Annotated in this window: 19 protein-coding genes and 2 pseudogenes; 14 read left to right on the top strand and 7 right to left on the bottom strand. The window is 67.7% G+C overall.

Features of this window, described 5'->3' with window-relative positions:
- Window positions 1-16: 16 nt before the first annotated feature.
- On the top strand, window positions 17-1,078 hold the full coding sequence (locus ACZ6Q9_RS09220) for a DUF4352 domain-containing protein (RefSeq protein ID WP_396829051.1): 1,062 nt from the start codon (window positions 17-19) through the stop codon (window positions 1,076-1,078).
- A gap of 89 nt (window positions 1,079-1,167) precedes the next feature.
- Here ACZ6Q9_RS09220 and ACZ6Q9_RS09215 read toward each other — a convergent pair whose 3' ends face one another.
- A complete protein-coding gene (locus tag ACZ6Q9_RS09215; protein ID WP_357457216.1) occupies window positions 1,168-1,845 on the bottom strand; it encodes a hypothetical protein in 678 nt (225 codons plus the stop codon).
- Between the two features lie 244 nt (window positions 1,846-2,089).
- On the opposite strand from ACZ6Q9_RS09215, the gene ACZ6Q9_RS09210 reads away from it, so the two are divergent.
- Complete coding sequence (locus tag ACZ6Q9_RS09210) at window positions 2,090-2,644, top strand: M23 family metallopeptidase (RefSeq protein ID WP_393258280.1); 555 nt, start codon at window positions 2,090-2,092, stop codon at window positions 2,642-2,644.
- A gap of 89 nt (window positions 2,645-2,733) precedes the next feature.
- Here the strand turns inward: ACZ6Q9_RS09210 and ACZ6Q9_RS09205 are convergent, their stop codons facing one another.
- Window positions 2,734-3,657 (bottom strand): CPBP family intramembrane glutamic endopeptidase, encoded by a 924-nt coding sequence (locus ACZ6Q9_RS09205; RefSeq protein WP_396829052.1) that lies wholly within the window; start codon window positions 3,655-3,657, stop codon window positions 2,734-2,736.
- A gap of 349 nt (window positions 3,658-4,006) precedes the next feature.
- Between ACZ6Q9_RS09205 and ACZ6Q9_RS09200 the strand changes: the two genes are divergently transcribed.
- Window positions 4,007-4,198, top strand: coding sequence for a general stress protein CsbD (locus ACZ6Q9_RS09200; RefSeq protein ID WP_357694091.1), 192 nt, complete (start codon window positions 4,007-4,009; stop codon window positions 4,196-4,198).
- A 57-nt stretch (window positions 4,199-4,255) separates the two neighbouring features.
- On the opposite strand, the gene solA is transcribed toward ACZ6Q9_RS09200, so the two are convergent.
- Complete coding sequence (gene solA / locus ACZ6Q9_RS09195; protein WP_396829053.1) at window positions 4,256-5,401, bottom strand: N-methyl-L-tryptophan oxidase; 1,146 nt, start codon at window positions 5,399-5,401, stop codon at window positions 4,256-4,258.
- 454 nt (window positions 5,402-5,855) lie between these two features.
- On the opposite strand from solA, the gene ACZ6Q9_RS09190 reads away from it, so the two are divergent.
- The gene (locus ACZ6Q9_RS09190; RefSeq protein ID WP_396829054.1) at window positions 5,856-6,821 is read left to right on the top strand and encodes a phosphotransferase enzyme family protein; all 966 of its coding nucleotides are present in this window, start codon (window positions 5,856-5,858) and stop codon (window positions 6,819-6,821) included.
- A gap of 256 nt (window positions 6,822-7,077) precedes the next feature.
- Here ACZ6Q9_RS09190 and ACZ6Q9_RS09185 read toward each other — a convergent pair whose 3' ends face one another.
- Together ACZ6Q9_RS09185 and ACZ6Q9_RS09180 are read right to left on the bottom strand one after the other, a co-directional pair.
- Window positions 7,078-7,536: an ArsI/CadI family heavy metal resistance metalloenzyme gene (locus tag ACZ6Q9_RS09185; protein WP_393258269.1), complete on the bottom strand. Its 459-nt coding sequence runs from the start codon at window positions 7,534-7,536 to the stop codon at window positions 7,078-7,080.
- A gap of 20 nt (window positions 7,537-7,556) precedes the next feature.
- Window positions 7,557-7,709: a hypothetical protein gene (locus tag ACZ6Q9_RS09180; RefSeq protein ID WP_396829055.1), complete on the bottom strand. Its 153-nt coding sequence runs from the start codon at window positions 7,707-7,709 to the stop codon at window positions 7,557-7,559.
- Between the two features lie 77 nt (window positions 7,710-7,786).
- Between ACZ6Q9_RS09180 and ACZ6Q9_RS09175 the strand changes: the two genes are divergently transcribed.
- The 6 genes and pseudogenes from ACZ6Q9_RS09175 (at window position 7,787) to ACZ6Q9_RS09150 (ending at window position 11,314) form a co-directional block, all read left to right on the top strand.
- Complete coding sequence (locus tag ACZ6Q9_RS09175; protein WP_393258264.1) at window positions 7,787-8,158, top strand: ArsR/SmtB family transcription factor; 372 nt, start codon at window positions 7,787-7,789, stop codon at window positions 8,156-8,158.
- A pseudogene (locus ACZ6Q9_RS09170) lies at window positions 8,155-8,862 on the top strand (aquaporin); the annotation flags it as partial. The gene ACZ6Q9_RS09175 and the pseudogene ACZ6Q9_RS09170, both read left to right, overlap by 4 nt.
- Before the next feature lie 20 nt (window positions 8,863-8,882).
- On the top strand, window positions 8,883-9,398 hold the full coding sequence (locus ACZ6Q9_RS09165; protein WP_396829056.1) for a GNAT family N-acetyltransferase: 516 nt from the start codon (window positions 8,883-8,885) through the stop codon (window positions 9,396-9,398).
- Window positions 9,399-9,415: 17 nt separating this feature from the next.
- Complete coding sequence (locus ACZ6Q9_RS09160; protein ID WP_393258259.1) at window positions 9,416-9,823, top strand: arsenate reductase ArsC; 408 nt, start codon at window positions 9,416-9,418, stop codon at window positions 9,821-9,823.
- Window positions 9,824-9,962: 139 nt separating this feature from the next.
- Window positions 9,963-10,694 carry a hypothetical protein gene (locus ACZ6Q9_RS09155; RefSeq protein WP_396829057.1) on the top strand — a complete coding sequence of 244 codons (732 nt, stop codon included), beginning with the start codon at window positions 9,963-9,965 and terminating at the stop codon, window positions 10,692-10,694.
- Window positions 10,695-10,966: 272 nt separating this feature from the next.
- A complete protein-coding gene (locus ACZ6Q9_RS09150; RefSeq protein WP_396829058.1) occupies window positions 10,967-11,314 on the top strand; it encodes a hypothetical protein in 348 nt (115 codons plus the stop codon).
- A gap of 264 nt (window positions 11,315-11,578) precedes the next feature.
- Here ACZ6Q9_RS09150 and ACZ6Q9_RS09145 read toward each other — a convergent pair whose 3' ends face one another.
- Window positions 11,579-12,079 (bottom strand): hypothetical protein, encoded by a 501-nt coding sequence (locus ACZ6Q9_RS09145; RefSeq protein ID WP_466021396.1) that lies wholly within the window; start codon window positions 12,077-12,079, stop codon window positions 11,579-11,581.
- Window positions 12,080-12,588: 509 nt separating this feature from the next.
- On the opposite strand from ACZ6Q9_RS09145, the pseudogene ACZ6Q9_RS09140 reads away from it, so the two are divergent.
- The 4 genes and pseudogenes from ACZ6Q9_RS09140 to ACZ6Q9_RS09125 all read left to right on the top strand — a co-directional run.
- Window positions 12,589-12,763 (top strand): annotated as a pseudogene (locus ACZ6Q9_RS09140) (site-specific integrase); the annotation flags it as partial.
- A gap of 46 nt (window positions 12,764-12,809) precedes the next feature.
- Window positions 12,810-13,253 carry a hypothetical protein gene (locus ACZ6Q9_RS09135; protein ID WP_396829060.1) on the top strand — a complete coding sequence of 148 codons (444 nt, stop codon included), beginning with the start codon at window positions 12,810-12,812 and terminating at the stop codon, window positions 13,251-13,253.
- Between the two features lie 568 nt (window positions 13,254-13,821).
- Entirely contained in the window at window positions 13,822-14,922 is a 1,101-nt protein-coding gene (locus ACZ6Q9_RS09130; protein WP_396829061.1) for a hypothetical protein, read from the top strand.
- Between the two features lie 301 nt (window positions 14,923-15,223).
- On the top strand, window positions 15,224-15,982 hold the full coding sequence (locus tag ACZ6Q9_RS09125) for a hypothetical protein (protein WP_396829062.1): 759 nt from the start codon (window positions 15,224-15,226) through the stop codon (window positions 15,980-15,982).
- A gap of 203 nt (window positions 15,983-16,185) precedes the next feature.
- On the opposite strand, the gene ACZ6Q9_RS09120 is transcribed toward ACZ6Q9_RS09125, so the two are convergent.
- Window positions 16,186-16,463 (bottom strand): transposase family protein (locus ACZ6Q9_RS09120; RefSeq protein ID WP_393450287.1); only part of this gene is annotated, 278 nt, incomplete at its 5' end.

Here is a 16,463-nt window from a genome sequence, read left to right as displayed (position 1 = left end):
GGTGCCTAGGAGTACGGTGAGTCACCCCCAGCCCCCATACGGGCCGCAGGATCCCTACCAGCCGAGCCCGGAGCAGCAGCCGTACCCGCCGGCACCGCAGTTCCCCGCCAACCAGGGCGGTTACCCGCCCCAGCCGCCGGTCTCTGGCGGCCCCCAGCCCGCGGGCGACCCGTGGTCCCCGCTCCCGCCCGTGCCGCAGCAGCCGGCCAACGACCCGTGGGCCGCGCCCCAGCCGCCGGTCTCCGGCGCCCCGCAGCCCCCGGTGTCGGGCGTGCCCGGCGAGCCGTGGGCGCAGCCGCCGGTCTCCGGCGCGCCGCAGCCGCCGGTGTCCGGGACGCCGGGCGAGCCGTGGGCCCCACCGCACCAGCAGACGTCCGGGATGCCGCAGCCGCCGATCTCCGGCACGCCGTACCCGCAGGTGACGTCCGGCGCGCCCGGCTACCCGCTCGGCCCGCCGCAGCCGGTCGCGCCGCCGAACAACAAGAAGAAGACCGTCCTGATCATCGCGATCGTGGCGGTCGTGCTGACCCTGCTCTGCTGCGTCGGCGGCATCGCGGCGGTCGTCGCCGGCGCCGACAAGGCGAAGGACGACCTGGAGAAGGCCCTGCCCACCCCGGCGACCACCAACGCCGCGCCGGGCGGGGCGCCCGCCACCAGCGCCGCCCCGGGCAAGGACGACGAGACCTACAACATGAAGCCCGGCGACACGCTGGTCCTCTCCGACGACGAGGGGACCCTGGAGGTCACGGTCACCCGGTTCACCACCGCCACCAAGGGCTGCCGGGAGTACGCTCCGGACCCGGACAAGGGCATGTACCTGATCGCCCACGTCACCGCCACGGTGACCAAGGGCAAGGGCTCGATCAACCCGTTCTACTTCGAGTGGGTGGCCTCGGACGGCACCACGACCAACGGCCTGGCCAGCGCGCTCTCCGGCTGCGGCGACACGCTGAGCTCCGGCAACAACCTGCGCGAGGGCAGCAAGCGCACGGGCACCGTGGTGTTCGACGTCCGCGACAAGAACGGCGCGCTGGAGTACAAGCACAGGTTCGAGAGCGCCGGCTCCTGGAAGCCGTAGTCCGCACCTGCTGACGGGAGGCCGGTCCCCTCGGGGGCCGGCCTCCCGCGCTGTCCCGGACCGTTCCCCGCCGGCATGCCGGTGCGCGGTCAGCGGCCCTGCTCCAGCAGGTCGGCGACCGTGATCAGCGGAGTCACCAGGGACGGCACCAGGGCCGGGTCGGCCAGCCGGCCGCGCCGGTAGGTGATCAGCTCCGCGCCGCGCACGCTCCAGGCCGGCACCGCCCCCGCCAGGTGCGCGCCGATCAGGGTCGGCCCGACCAGGGCCTGCTGACCCGGGGCTGCCGCGCCCACCCGCCACTGCCGGTCGAACTCCTCGTGCCCGGTGGCATAGCTGTCGCTGCCGAACAGCGCGCGGCCCAGCTTCGAGAAGACGTGGCGCGGCGCGACCGCCAGCGGCGGGAACTGCCGCCGCAGCCACACCGAACAGACGACGTACGTGTGGGTCTGCGAGGTGGTCGTCTGGTTACCGTCCGCGCCGGTCGAGGTCTGCGTCTCCGTGTACGCGTACTCGGCCACCCCCACCGGGCGACCGTGCAGCATCCCGGCCAGCGCGAACCGCACGCCCCGGCGGCTGCGGCCCGGCACCCGGTCGGTCCAGGCGACCTGCGGTCTCTCGGCGTACGTCCAGCCGTACCGGGCGGCCCACTGCCGCCACCGGTCCCGCCGTTCCCGCTCCTGACGGTGGGTCGTCACGACCAGCGCGGTGAGCCCGACCCCGAGGAGGACGGCGAACGCCCCGCAGCCGGCGAACAGGAAAACGCTCATCAATCGATCCACGGGCGGCAGCGTAGTGACCGCCCGCACGAGCGCCGGCCGTCGGGACGCCGGGCGGGGTTCATCTCGACGCGATGCCTCGTCTTCGTCACCCGCAGTCGCGGCGACCCCTGATCCCACCCCTGTCGTCCACCCGGTTCGTTGAACCGCCCCCCGGCGTGCTGTTCAGTTCCCACCGGTGCGGTCGACGATGACGGTGCTGAATCTCTGCTGGCACACCGAAGAGGGATCCACAGTGAACAGAGGGAAGACGGTCCTGCGCCGGATCGGCGCGACCGTGAGCGCGATGCTGCTGGTCGCCGGGGCCGTGGTCGTCGGGGCCACCCCGGCCTCGGCCGCGAACTACTACTACGAGCTGCCGTACCCGGCCGGCGAGTCCTACCTGGTCACGCAGGGGCCGGAGGGCACGTACTCGCACGTCGGCGCGTACAACGAGTACGCCTGGGACTTCGGGCTGCCGGCGAACTACGAGGTCTCCGCCTCCCAGGCGGGCACCATCATCATGTCGAACTGGTCGCCGTACTGGCAGAACGGCATCGAGGTGATCATCCGGCACTCGAACGGCCAGTGCACCCACTACGCGCACCTGAACCGGGCGATCTACAACGCCGGCACCTGGGTCCCGCAGGGCCGGGTCATCGGCTGGTCGGGCAGCACCGGCGCGTCCACCGCGCCGCACCTGCACTTCCAGGTCATCAACTGCAGCACCCGCGTGGGCATCCCCGCCACGCTCCAGGGCTGGACGCCGTGGACCGGCACCTGGCCGGTCAGCGTCAACTACTACGCCTGACCGACGACCCCCTCCCACGTGTCCTGCTCGCCCGATGACAGCGAGCGGGACACGTGGGATTCGGTGGGTTCACCGGACGACATGGACCATCACCCGGCGCGCCGGCCGGCCGCCGTCCCGGGTGACCGGTCCACCGGCGCGGCGTCGTTCCCGGCGTCGCCCGGGTCGTCGCCCCCGGCGAGGATCGTGGTCACCGCCGCACCGCGGTTCAGCATGGCCTTGCGGCTCACCGCGGCCACCAGAACGGCCGCCACGACGAACAGCCACATGTCCCACGGCTGGGCGTCGGGCCAGACCGGGTTGTTCATCTGCGCGTGGAACAGGAACGGCACAAGCAGGCTCCCTCGTGCGGCGTTGAACATCGGCGTGAGGATGACGCTGATCGCCACGACCCCGAAGAAGAACGGCCAGAACGCCCACGCCGACTGTTTCGTCCCGCTCACCAGGAACGACGGCGTGTGCCAGACCGCCACCACCAGGCCGAGCAGGAGCCCGGCCCACAGCGGCGAGAAGCGCCGCTGGAGCAGCGGCAGCGCCACGCCCCGCCAGCCGAGCTCCTCGATGGGGCCGATGAAGAACATCGCCAGCAGGGCCGGCAGCACGGCGTGCCACGGCGAGAGGGGGAACGGGTCGGCGAGGTTGCCCTCGATCGCGGCTCCGGCATAGAACACCGCAGGCATGCCGACGATCAGCACCAGCCACCACGACCGCGACATCCGCCACGACGCGAAGCGACGGAAGAAGGCGCCCAGGCCCGACACGCCGTAATGGCGCCACACCATGAACACGCCCACGATGCCGGGTGCGTAGACCATGAAAACGAAGACCGGGTTGGTGTAGCCCATGGGCCCGAAAATGGCCTCGACCTTCGCCTGAAACAGCACGTACAGCATGCCCGCACCCCAGGACAGGCCGAACGTGGCGAGGAAGAAGGTACGCAGCGACCGGAAGGTCAGGCCGGCCGCCCTCCGCTCGGTGGTGTTGCGACTGCTTGTGGGTCTTCGGGCGGTCACGGTAGCCCCTCTGTGACGAAATGGACGCAGACGACCTGCCAGCCGTCTGTATCCAGCATTCCGACGCGGGCGGCGCGGGGACATCGGGACCAACCCCGGTCGGTCCCTGACCGGCCCCTGGTTCCGGCCGGGCAAGGATTCGCGCGCCGGCCTGCACGAACGCGGACCCGCGCGCAGCGGCGCCGGCGTCGGAGAAGGCCCGTTCCAGCCGAAGACACTCAGCCGGCACTCAACCGCCTCGGTGACCGGCCCGAGCCGCTGATCAGGGTTTTCACCGGGGGACGGGCGGGGACGCAGGGTCGGGAGGCGCGGACAGCACCCTGGTCCGCCGAAGCGACAGGGAGGCGACATGAGCTTGGAGAGGGCGAAGGACAAGGTCGAGCGGGTCGCCGGCGCCGCCAGGGCGCGGATGGGCGACATGGCACAGGGCGAGCGGGCACAGGCGGAGCAGGTGGCGAAGCGGGACGAGATACGGGGCAACCAGCCCGGCGAGCACGTTCAGGAGGACGCTCGGGACGCGCGGGACAACTTCACCACCTGACCCGGCACGTCGCCACGCCCCCGGCCGCGCGCCGGGGGCGGTGCTCCGTGTCGGGGGCTATCCGGAGAAGTCGCGTCGCGGATCGAAGAGCCCGATGGGGTGTGCGGTCGCGCCGCTCGTCGCCAGATCGGCGAGGATCTCCCCGACGACCGGGACGAACTTGAAGCCGTGCCCGGAGAACCCGCACGCGACGGTGACCTGCGGGTGCCGCGGGTGCGTCGCGATCACGAAGTGCTGGTCCGGCGTGTTGGTGTACATGCAGGTCGCGGCCCGCAGGAACCGGCCGGGAAGGGTCGGCAGGACTCCGGCGAGATGTTGCCGCATGTCCTGCACCTCCTCCGGGTGCACCTGCCGGTCGATGGTGTCCGGCGTGCAGACCGCACCGCCACGAAAGAAGGCCACCTTGGCGCCGCCGTCGGGCCCGTCGATGGCCGGGAAGCCGTACACCTGCGTGCCTGCGGCGTTCTCGTGGATGTAGATGGGATGCCGCCCGGGCTCGAAGGGGCCGACCCCGGTCTCCGGCTGGAACCAGTACATGATCTGCCGCTCGACCGTCAACGGCACACCGAGGTCGGCGAGGAGTTCGGGCGCCCAGGCACCCGGGCAGACGACGAGCCGGCCGGCGGTGTAGGAACCCTTCTCGGTCGTCACGCGTACGCCGCCCTCGGGCAGCGCCTGCCAGCGCGCCACCGGCTCGCCGTAGCGCAGGTCGGCGCCGTGCCGGGCAGCGAGGTCGAGGTGAGCGGTGACGGTCGCCTCGGGGCGCACGAAGCCCGCCTTGGCCTCGAAGAGCGCCAGCTCGTCGTCCCGGGGGCTGAACGTCGGGAAGCGGCGGCGCAGCTCACCCGCGTCGAGGATCTCGTGCGGCAGGTTCCACTCGCGCGACGCACGCAGGCTGCCGGCGAACGCGAGGCTCTCCGGTCGGCCGACGAACACCCCGCCGGTGAGCGAGATGATCTCCCGCCCGGCGTCGTGTTCCAGCTTCTCCCACAGTTCGTACGCCCGGAGCAGGAGCGGTACGTAGGCCGGGTCCTCGAAGTACGACTGCCGGATGATGCGCGAGCCGCCGTGGCTCGACCCGCGGTCGTGCGCCCGCCCGAACCTCTCCAGACCGAGCACGCGCTGCCCCCGCGCGGCCAGATGGTAGGCGGCGCTGCTGCCCATCCCACCGAGCCCCACGACGATGACGTCGTAGACCGACATACCTACTTCCTCCACCCTTCGGGCGTCAGCGGCAACGGAGCGTGCCTGGCCCGCCGCTACCGTACCGAACCCAGAGGCCGCTTCCCGCGTAGTGAGAACGGCGCTGAGCTGGGTAAAGTCGCCGCCCGCATACCCGCCCGCCATGACTCGGCGTTCACGCTGCGGCTCGTCGACAGCACGGCTAGAGCAGGATGATCCCTACGTGCCAGTCGCAGTCCGGCCCAGACGTCGAAGCGGAACACGGACTGCCTGACCAGCTCGCGATCAGTTCGGCAAGCCGCTCTACAGGATCTAAAAGGCCGTCCCCGCCTGGCATCGTGTTCAGGCACGGGCCCCAGTCGCTCCTTCCCGTCCCTCGCCGTCGTATGGGGGCCTGTTTGCTGGCTCGCTGCTGACTCCGCCTACAGGTGGCAAATCCCTTGCCGGCCGGCCTGCGAACTGCAACGCTCCGTCGGTGATCGACAAGCCTGGCGTTGACGACCGGCTTCTGGCGGCCGAGGTGGCCGCCGCCTGGGCCGTGGACGTCGCCGATCTCGTGTTCATGCCGGTCGGGCTCGACGGGGATGCATGGGCGTACCGGGTTGACACGTCCGACGGTGGGCGCTATTTCCTGAAGCTGCGCCGCGGCGAGTTCACCCGAGCCGCCGTCCTGCTGCCCGGGTTCCTCAGAGCCCAAGGCGTCAGGCAGGTCGTAGCACCGATCGACCTTCCAGACGGCGGAGCCAGTCACGGGTTCGGGGAATACCAGCTGCTGCTCTACCCGTTCCACGAGGGCGGCAGCCTGTGGGGCCGCGGCCTCACCGACCGCCAGTGGCTCGAGTACGGCGAGTTCCTGGGTCGCCTGCATGCGGTTACGCCGAGCGCCGACATCGCAGCCGTCCTGCCGGTCGAGACCTACCGATCAAGCGCCGGCGAGCGGCTGCAAATCCTTGGCGAGCAGGCTGCGGCGAGCGAGGCCCTCGGCGCTTTCTGGGACCGGTACGGTGGCGCGCTGCATCGGTTGTCGGAGGCGGTCGACGACCTGGCCTCCCGCGTGACGCAAGCCCAACACGTGATCTGCCACGCCGACATCCACCCCGGCAACCTGATCGCTGACGGCGACGGTCCACTGCACGTCGTGGACTGGGATGCGCCGATCCTCGCGCCGCGCGAGCGGGACCTGATGTTCATCCACAGCCAAGACTTCGGCGACCACCCGATCAACGCGCGCCGCGCCGAACTCTTCCGCCGAGGCTATGGGCCGCTAGAACCGGACCAGACGATGCTGAGCTACTACCGCAGCGAGCGGCACCTCGACGACGTCGCCGTATTTCTACGTAGCATCCTCAACCCCGAGGCCAGTCCAGAATCTCGAGCCAACGACCTGCACTGGCTCACCCGCATCGCCGCGACCGTCGCCGACCCCAGCTACGCGCCCTGATCGGCTGCCACCAGTTCACCAACTACAGGTAAGCCCTAGCCGCATCGACTGGTCGGTATCTGCATCACGGCCGGTGAGCTGGGCAAACGTGGTTGTCTCCGGTCGTTATTGGTCGTCGCCGTCCGGCGGCTGACGGCCTGGAGCAGGCCACCGGCCCGGCCGACAAGGACCGGAGTGAGTCCTGCCCCGCTCGATCACGAACGGCGGATGTGCGCGCCTGACAGCCAGTCGCCGCCAGGCGCGCACATGCCATCGGTCAGCAGCAACTCGGCGCGGCCCCAGCGACAGCCGGCTCCTTCTCGGCATTCGGGGTGCAACAGGCGCTCTCGGTGGCCTTCTCCAGTTGGTCGGAGTCGGCTTTGACGGTGTAGACCTCCCAGGGCTCGTTGCCGGGGCCGCGTACCCAGACCTTGTCCTGGAGGGCGTAGCAGCATTCCGTGCTGTTCTCTTCGAGGGTGATCAGGCCCGCGTCGGTGAGGCGGTTGGTGGCGGCGTTGACCTCGTCGGTGCTGAACACCTCGACGCCCAGGTGGTCCATCACGGTCGGCTGGTCGGGCTCGCCTTCGAGCAGCACGAGCTTCAAGGGAGGGTTCTCGATGGCGAAGTTGGCGTAGCCGGGGCGACGCTTGGCCGGCTCGCTGTCGAACAGCTTCGAGTAGAAGGCGACGGAGCCTTCGAGGTCGGACACGCGCAGGGCGAGCTGGATACGGGACATGGTTTCCTCCTCCTGACGGGTTAGCGGATGTGGTGGCTGGTGAGAGCGGTGGTGCGGGTGCGCTCGTAGCGGGCGTCGGCATGGCAGTCCGCAGTGCAGACCTGCCCGCACGACTCGCAGAGCGTCACGCCCTGGACGTGGGTGGTGCGGCGACGGGAGAACAGCTTGAGCATCGCTTCGTCCTTGCCTAGATGATTTTCGAAGCAGGACCTACGTTGCACCCTGTTTCGAGATCTGTCAACCTAGAGGCATGTCGAAACAAGCGCTGCCGGTGGTGGACCTCCAAGCCGTGGCCTGCTGCTCCCCGATCGCCGTCCGCCCCCTGGATGCCGACCAAGCGGCGGTGGTCGCGCCGATGTTCAAGGCCCTGGGCGACCCGATCCGGCTGCGGCTGATGTCGATGATCGCCTCGGTGCCGGAGATCTGCGTCTGCGACCTGACCCCGGCGTTCGACCTGTCCGGGCCGACCATCTCCCACCACCTCAAGGTGCTGCGCGAGGCCGGCCTGGTCGACTCCGACCGACGCGGCACCTGGGTCTGGTACCGGGTCCGCCCGGAAGCGTTTCGGCAACTCGGCGCGCTGTTGGACATCTCCACCACATCCGCGCAGGCCACCGCGTGACCCTCACCCTGGCTCGTCGGGCATCGGCTGAGTTCACCGGTACGGCACTGCTGGTCACCGCGGTCGTCGGCTCCGGGATCGCCGCCGCCCGGCTCTCTCCCACCGACATCGGGCTCCAGCTCCTGGAAAACGCGATTGCCACCGCCCTCGCCCTGGGCGCGCTGATCCTCATGTTCGGGCCGGTGTCCGGGGCGCACTTCAACCCGGTTGTCTCTGCCGTCGACTGGTGGCTCGGCCGCCGCGCCGGCACCGGCCTGGCCGCCCGCGACCTCGCCGCCTACACCACCGCCCAGACCGGCGGAGCCATCACCGGGGCGGTGCTGGCCGGCCTGATGTTCGACCTGCCGGCCGTGGCCTGGTCCCGCACCGAGCGGACCGGGGGGAACTTGTGGCTGGCCGAGGTGGTCGCCACCGCCGGCCTGGTCGTCCTGGTCTTCGCCCTCGCCCGCTCGGCCCGCACCTCCGCCGCCCCTGCCGCCGTGGGCGCCTACATCGGCGCGGCCTACTGGTTCACCTCGTCGACTTCGTTCGCCAACCCCGCTGTCACCATCGGCCGGGCCTTCACCGACACCTTCGCCGGAATCGCCCCGGCCTCGGTGCCCGGCTTCGTCGCCGCCCAGCTCGTTGGCGGCCTGGTCGCCGTCGCCGCCCTCGCCGCCTGGTACCCCCACGCCGCCGACTCCGCCGACGCCGTCGTCGTGCCGCACCTCGTCCAGGAGAACCGATGACCTCCCCCGCCAGCACCACCGGCATCACCATCGCCGCCATGGGCAACCAGCACGCCGACGCCGTGCTGGATATCTACCGGCTCGGCATCGCCACCGGCAATGCCACCTTCGAAACCGAACCGCCCACCTGGGAACAGTTCACCGCCAGCCGGCTACCCGGTCACCGCTGGGTGGCCGTCGACCCCACCGGCCGGGTCCTCGGCTGGGTCGCCTGCTCCGCCGTGTCCGACCGGTGCGTCTACGCCGGGGTGGTCGAGCACTCCGTCTACGTCCACCCCGACGCCCGCAGCCATGGAATCGGCCGTCTCCTGCTCGACGCCCTGATTGCCTCCACCGAGCAGGCCGGCATCTGGACCATCCAATCCGGCGTCTTCCCCGAGAACACCGCCAGCCTCGCCCTACATACCGCCTGCGGCTTCCGCACCGTCGGCACCCGCGAACGCGTCGGCCGCCACCACGGAACCTGGCGCGACGTCACCCTCATCGAACGCCGCAGCCCGATCTTCATCTGACAGGAAGAACATCACCGATGAGCGACAAGCCCAGCGTCCTGTTCGTCTGCGTCCACAACGCCGGCCGCTCCCAGATGGCCGCCGCCTGGCTGCGCCACCTCGCCGGAGACACCATCGAGGTCCGCTCCGCTGGCAGCGCACCCGCCGACCAGATCAACCCCGTCGCCGTCGACGCCATGCGGGAGGTCGGCATCGACATCATCGACCAGACCCCGGCCCAACTCACCTGGGACACGGCCGAAGCCAGCGACGTCATCATCACCATGGGCTGCGGCGACGCCTGCCCCGTCTTCCCCGGCAAGCGCTACGAGGACTGGAAGCTCACCGACCCCGCCGGCCAACCCCTCGACGTCGTCCGCCAGATCCGCGACGACATCAAGACCCGAGTCACCGACCTGCTCGCCAGCATCGAGCCACAAGGCTGAGCAACCCGGCTCGCTAGCTCGGTCTTACGTCGCATCCGGTACTCCAGCTACCAAAGGCCGCGCCCGCCGAGTCAGACCACGATGCAGCCAGTTCGCGTTGAGGGGGTCAGGGGTTCAAGTCCCCTCGACTCCACCCATAATGTCACTGACCGACCCGCTGGCCGGGCTCGACGAGGTCCCGTGGGAATCGCTGCACCACGCCCACGGCCCGGCCGTCGACGTACCGGTCGGTGGGCTCGGCGACCGGCGCGACGACAAGCTGCCATTCGATCCGCAGCAGACCTTCGCCGCCGCCGAGGGGATCACCGACGAACAGACGGCGCTGGTGGCGCAGCATCTGGAGGCCGAAGACCTGTTCGAGCACGAGGAAGCCGCGGAACTGGCTGACAACGTAGCGGTCCGCTGGGAGGCCGACGCCTTCCATGCTGGAGCCAGGCACACCGACCGGTACGTCCGCTGGCTCACCGATCCGGACCCGCAGCTGGCCGGGTACGCCGCCGAACTACTCGCCTGGTTCCCACCCGACGAGGCCGCGTTGGCCGGACTCATCGCAGTCCCGGATGACGAGGCCCGCGCCGCCACCCGGGCCAGCGCCAACCTGTCCCTCGCCCACTGTCCGGCCGGCTCCGAGCGGATCGACGCCTGCCTCCGGGAGATGCTGTCCGCAAACGCTGCGGCCGTCCGGGTTACGGCTGCGGTGGGACTGGCATACCGACTCGGTGACCAGCTACCCGACCTCGCTCTCGACGTCCTCACCGACGCCCGCACCTCGGACTTCGGTGCCGAGTACGACTCAGTCCGCGTGCAGCCCTCTGAACTGCCGCGACGGTTCACGCTCAGTCACTCGCATACAAGATCAGTCCGTGAATAGTCCGTGGCGTTCGGGCGATCGCTTGAGTGAGGATGAGAGCCGCTGTCGAAGGAGGTGACCCACGGTGTCGCGCCGAGCGTACTCCCCAGGTACTGGCTGGAAGCGCGTACGGCGGATGAGCTAGCCCATTGCCAGGGAGTCCGGCCGATTTCCTCCGTTGACGACCTCGCCCGGCATGACCTGTTCGAGTCCCACTACGGGCACGCAGCCTTCCTGGTCGACCTCTACGCCCTTTCGGCAACGTCCGGAAATTACCTGAGCGGAGAAATTCAATGGCCATTCCGAAGAAGGGCAGCCGCCTCATCTCGGTCGACGACATCACCTATCGCTGGCGGATCCGCCCGAAGCCCACGTACAGCCAGGGACTGGCCGAGACGGCGTTGACCTATGCCGTTGAGCTGGAGCAGGATCCGGGCTCGGTACTTGTCGTCACGACCGACTTCCCGCGACCGGACAACTGGATCGTTTCCTCCGGGAGGGCGGTTCGTCCGACCGAGGTTGCGGAAACCATCCGGGCAGCGCTCCGGCAAGGCTGGCGGCCCGACCGACCGAGCCCGGTGATGCAGATGAGCGCTACCGCCAGCAGGAGACTGGCCTCGGCCGAGACGTCAGGAGCCTGAGCAGCAGATCTCAGGCCCCCGACGTCACCAGCTCGATCCGCCTGCGGCGGTCCGGCGTCGTACGCCTCACCGCCACCGCCCGCTCGGGCCGGGGGCGGATCCGCGTAGCGTCGGCTCACCGCGCGCCTGGACGACGTACTCCGGTGGCAAGCCGCACAGCGGTGCGGCAGCGATCGCCCAAGCCCACGGCGGCGGGTGACCACCCACGCGATCGTCACGGCCTGGCGGACGTTGGGTGGGAGGTGGACTACGTGGGCGGGTTGTCTAGACATGAGGATGCCGCGTCCTCGTGGGGGCGCTGTAGTACCTGGCCGCGGCTCGCATGGACTCAATGAGTGTGGATCCGGGGTAGTAGCGGCGGTCGGAGTACAGATGCCGGTAGCAGGCCCAGTAGCTTGCCACGCGCTGAGCTGTGATGGCGACGAACGACGGGTTCGCGGCGAGGACCTGTCCGTAGACGGCGTGCTGTGGGGTCCGGGGATCATGGATCTCGACAAGTTCACGGCGGATGTCGAGCACGATCTCCAGGACATACTCTCCGACCAGCCGGACCACAAAAGGGACCACCCACGGCTCGTTCAACCTCAGAACGTGCGCAAGCCGTCGCTGCCGCACCCGACCGTCGTGGTGACGCGTATAGAGGCAGTTGAGGATCGCCGACTGGGTCGGTGACAGGACACCCTCCACACGGGCTTGAGGTTCGGCGTGGTACATGCGGTACGGGATGATGACCGGCTGCCCGTCGACGGTGACGCGGAACGGCAACGCCGGTTCTAGGCTGGACGGGGGCAGAAGCTTCAAGACGGCCTGTACGTCTCGCTGGAGGTAGGCGGGGAAAGCGGCTGCCAGTGAAGGCGCGGTAGGGGCACTCAGCGCTGGGCTTGACACGGTCGGACCGTACAGCGTTCCAGCCCTGCATGCCGTACGACGAGCAGGGCTTTTCCTCTGTGAGCTTCAGCAGCTCACCGCAGCCGTGGGCCATGATGGCGGGCGCTCCCTCGAAGTGCAGCCAGAAATGCAGCAGGCCGACAATTCCCATCACTGGCCTGTCGTCGAACCAGTGCCGCGCCTCGGTTGCCGCAAGCAGGCGTCGACCCAGGAGCGGGCGAAGTAGAACGGCAACGGTCACGGGATCCGCCACGGGCGCACCATGGCAGCGCCAGACCGCCAGTTTGGAAGATCGTTCTCGGCTGACCTGTTCTGTCTGAAGTGCCTGCTCGGCGGCGGAATCGCGGTGCCTGGTGCCCGTTGAGGATCTTCCAAGACACCGGCTTCACACCACCCGGCGCACCTGCGCCACCCTGCTGGTGGCTCTCGACGTCCACCCCCGGGTCATGATGCGGATCCTCCGGCACAGCCAGATCGCCGTGACCATGAACATCTACGCCCAGGTCGCCCTCCGAGGCGACCGAGACGGCCCTCACCCGGCTCGGCGACCAGTTCCTGTGAGCTGCGGTACTGTCGCCCGATCTCGATCAACTGAAGGAGTGTCAGAGTGGAGCCGTTGGGGATCTCGCATGACGCCTTCGGTCGACTTCGCTTCGCCGACTTCATAGCGGCAGAGCACCTAGAGCAGCTTCGCGGCTGGGAGTACTTGGACCGTTGCTGGGTCGGGGAGGCGTCGGGCTTCACGGAGTGGCTTCGTCTTGAGTCGGCTCCCGAGGTAACGCGTTCGGTGGCGATCGACCTCGTCGCCCTGCCGGAGGCAACGGTCCAGAACATGATCGACGCGCTGAGGCTCCCCCTGCGGGCAGGGCAGCACCGACAGGAGATCACCGGCGTGTTTGGGGAGCCCACCGGCACACAGAGTTTCGTGCGGGATCGGGTCACCCTCATCTTCCGCATCGGCGCTGCGGAGCCCTACGAACTGAGCTGCACCCTTCACGAGCAGCAGGGGCTGATCTACCTGACGATGCATCCCACGCCGCTGCCGGATTAGCTCGCGGCCAGCCAGATCGACCCTGCGGGGCGACGACTGCTGCACTTCGCTGCTGTACAAGATCCAAAAAGGCCGTCTCCCACGACGGGAAACGGCCTTTGAACTGGGTGGAGCTGAGGGGATTTGAACCCCATACACCTTCCGCGCGCGGAGATCAACACGAGTCGGGCACTTCTGCGGCACGACCTGCACAGTCGCCGCCAAGCCCTTCCGACGTTTGACACGGCTTGCCGGTCGCAGTTGTGCCGGATATGTGCCTGATGATCTTGGTCTTCCTCCCCAGCTGCGCCCCTCTAGCCATCCCGTCGGCCTTCGTCCGCACACCGTGGAGTGGGTGGGCCTGCCCGGTCAAGGTGGAGCACACCACCGTCTGAACGACCTTGACCGGGCAGGCCCACCCACTCGGCTTTGCCCGGACGGAGGCTGCCGGGTTGGCGCCAACCATCCCGGAGTGCCCGAGCGCCCCGCCGGAGGCCCAGGCTTTGCTTCCTAAGCCGTATGGACGCCGACGCCACCCCAGCACCCCAGCACCCTCGCGCCGACGGCGAACGTCACTTAAAGTAGCCTGGTGCTCCCGACTCTCCAGTTCACCGACTTCCACAAGTTTCTTGTGAGCGCCGGAGGTCTTACGGTTGGGGTCGGCTTCGGATTTCCTGTATTGCTTTTACGTAATCAGGCCGTCTTAGGGACCACTCAGGCCCAACTCCAGGCACTTCCGCCTGAGTCCCGCTCCGCCGTGCGGCTTCAGCAAGAACAGATGACTTTTCTATTGCAATCTTGGCCCTACATCTCCGGCTTCCTCATCTTCGCCGGCCTGGGTCTGGTTGGCTGGGGCGCAGTGGCATGGAAAAAGCAGCAGAACCGCACCGACAACCGGGAGATTGCCGAACTCGCCAAACTAGAAGCCGACCGAGAGAAGACATATCAAGAGACCTTGCTCTTGTTACGGGAGCACCAAGGAAGTCCTGAGGAAGTCCAGGAGCAACGCGAAGAGGAGGCCGCCGAAGTCGTCAGTTCCGAGGAGGGCATACAGCTGAAGGGCACTGAGGCTACGACTCAAGATTCCCATGCAGCGCCAGCAGACCAGACAGAAGGATCTAACGTCGCTCTCCCACCGCCGACCCAAGGCTACAGGTCCGGGGAGTACCTTCATCAGCTAGCGGAAACCGGGGTAAAACTAGCTGTAGAAGCTTTCGAATCCGCGTACGGCCGAATGGTGGATATTGTCCCAAACGTTCGCTTCGGCAACTACTTTGCGGACTTCGTTGTCACATCGAGAAGGCGAAGCCTTCCCGACCTAGCAGTAGATATCAAGTTTCTAGGCACCGGCAACAGGAACACGCGGAATCGGGTTCGGGATGCCATAGTCTGGGCGATGCAGGTTAAGAACCTAAGCCCGAAGGAGTTCCAGACGAAAATCGTTCCGGTTGTCATCATGATCCATGGATATCCGTCTGGGAGCCAGGAATCTCTATTCGACACGCCTGACGCTGGGCGTTCTATTAGCCGTGCGGCCGATATCGCGTCGCAGGAACTAGCAGCCGCAGGCTTGGAGGGTCTCAACCTTCCTCTCATCATCGCTTTTTCGTCCACAGGACAGATTCCGCCACACGCATTACGCGACATGGATTGGCATACCCCTGGCCCGAGAGTGATCGTACTCAAGTAACCGCGTCCGCACGGTTAGCCCGCCTATTTGGGCTTGTCCCGGCCGAGATCTTGGTTTGACTGCCTCTGTCTTTATGCCCCGTGCTGCCTTGAAGGCGGCCCGGGGCTTCCTCGTATGTCGCGCCGCCGGCGGGGCTGGAACCGCCGGGGTGCCGTCGGCGCTTGCGCCTGGGCGGCGGGGTCCCCGAGCGGCGACCCTCCGGTTCGGCCCCTGGTCGGCGGCGCGTGCGGCCCGCGAGGCGGGCCGCCTTAATCTCGTACAGAAAGTTCTCACAGTGGCACGACATCTCTAGCCTGATGTCGTGCTGCTCGCGGAGTCCCCAAAAGTCACAGACTGGATGCAGGCGTGGGGAAGCATCGCCAGCCTGGTGATGTCAACCCTGGCGGTGTTGTTCACTGCATTGCTGCTACGTCATGAGAGGCGTGTACGTCGGGAGGAGCAAGAAGACGCCCAAGCTGCGCAGGCGCGCCTGATCATTACCCGCTTGGAAAAAGTAGCCCGGGATCCAGAAACCAAGGAGGTCTCCTTTGAATGGACGGTTCTGAACCGGAGCCAGGGTCCAATCTTCGACCCTACTGTTGATATCGAGCCACCCAGAGGGTTCAACTCTACAGCGTTTGTTGGCGAAGTAGAGATGCCTGCAAACTCGCAGACACTTCTACCCGGCGGCTCTATCAAGGGGAAATGGATATTCACACAAACCGTCAACCCACGCTTCTTCATGAATATCAAATCACAGCTTTCAAACTTTGGCATCTCGGTACGCTTCACTGATGCATCGGGCCTGAGATGGATTAGGGTTAAAGAGCGTCAGCCATTGCGCAGCCCAATATGGGTCCGACAAGAGTCGATTCCCCACCTGATCGCCGAACTCCTTGGCCTCCCTTCATGGATTCAAGATCCCGGCTGGGCTTTGTCACGCATGACAGAGGGGCTACGGAGAATCCTCCTCCGCACCTTGGAGAAAAAGGGCAGGAACCAGCGACGTTCTCGCATCAAATGGAGTCGCAATCTCTTCTTCTCGCGCGGCCGCTGGCGCAGGAGAGGCGAATCTGCCTAGTATGCTCCCGTGGGCGAACTAGTAAGCGAGGCGTCAAGATTAGCTGAGGCGCATCTGGTCGATGCACTGCCGCGCCGATGGACGCATGTGCAGGCTGATGCTGCCAAAGCCGATTTGATAGCCAACCGCGCGGGGGCTGAACGGGAGCTACTAAGGGACGTCTCGTAACCGGGTGAAGGCGTTGCCTGGGACGGGGTCGGCGGTCAGCCGGCGAGGATGATGTTGTGGAGGTTGGCGATGCCGGAAGCGGCGTCGGCCAATGTGTGGGCGGCTCGGCGGTAGTCGCGCAGGATCTTGAAGCACTTCATCCTGGCCAGGGCGTGTTCGACCCCCGCTCGGACGGTGCGGTGTTCGGCGTTGAGGGCTTCCTTCCAGTCCGGCAGATCGGTGCCGTCGGCGGGCTTGCGGTACGGCATGATCACCTCGGGGTTGCCGCGGTAGCCGCCGTCGGCCATCACCGGCCGCCCGTCCAGCTTCTCCT

The organism is Micromonospora sp. NPDC049139, assembly GCF_055586845.1.
Note: the sequence above shows the minus strand (reverse complement) of the source record. Positions and strands in the feature narration are given on the sequence as shown.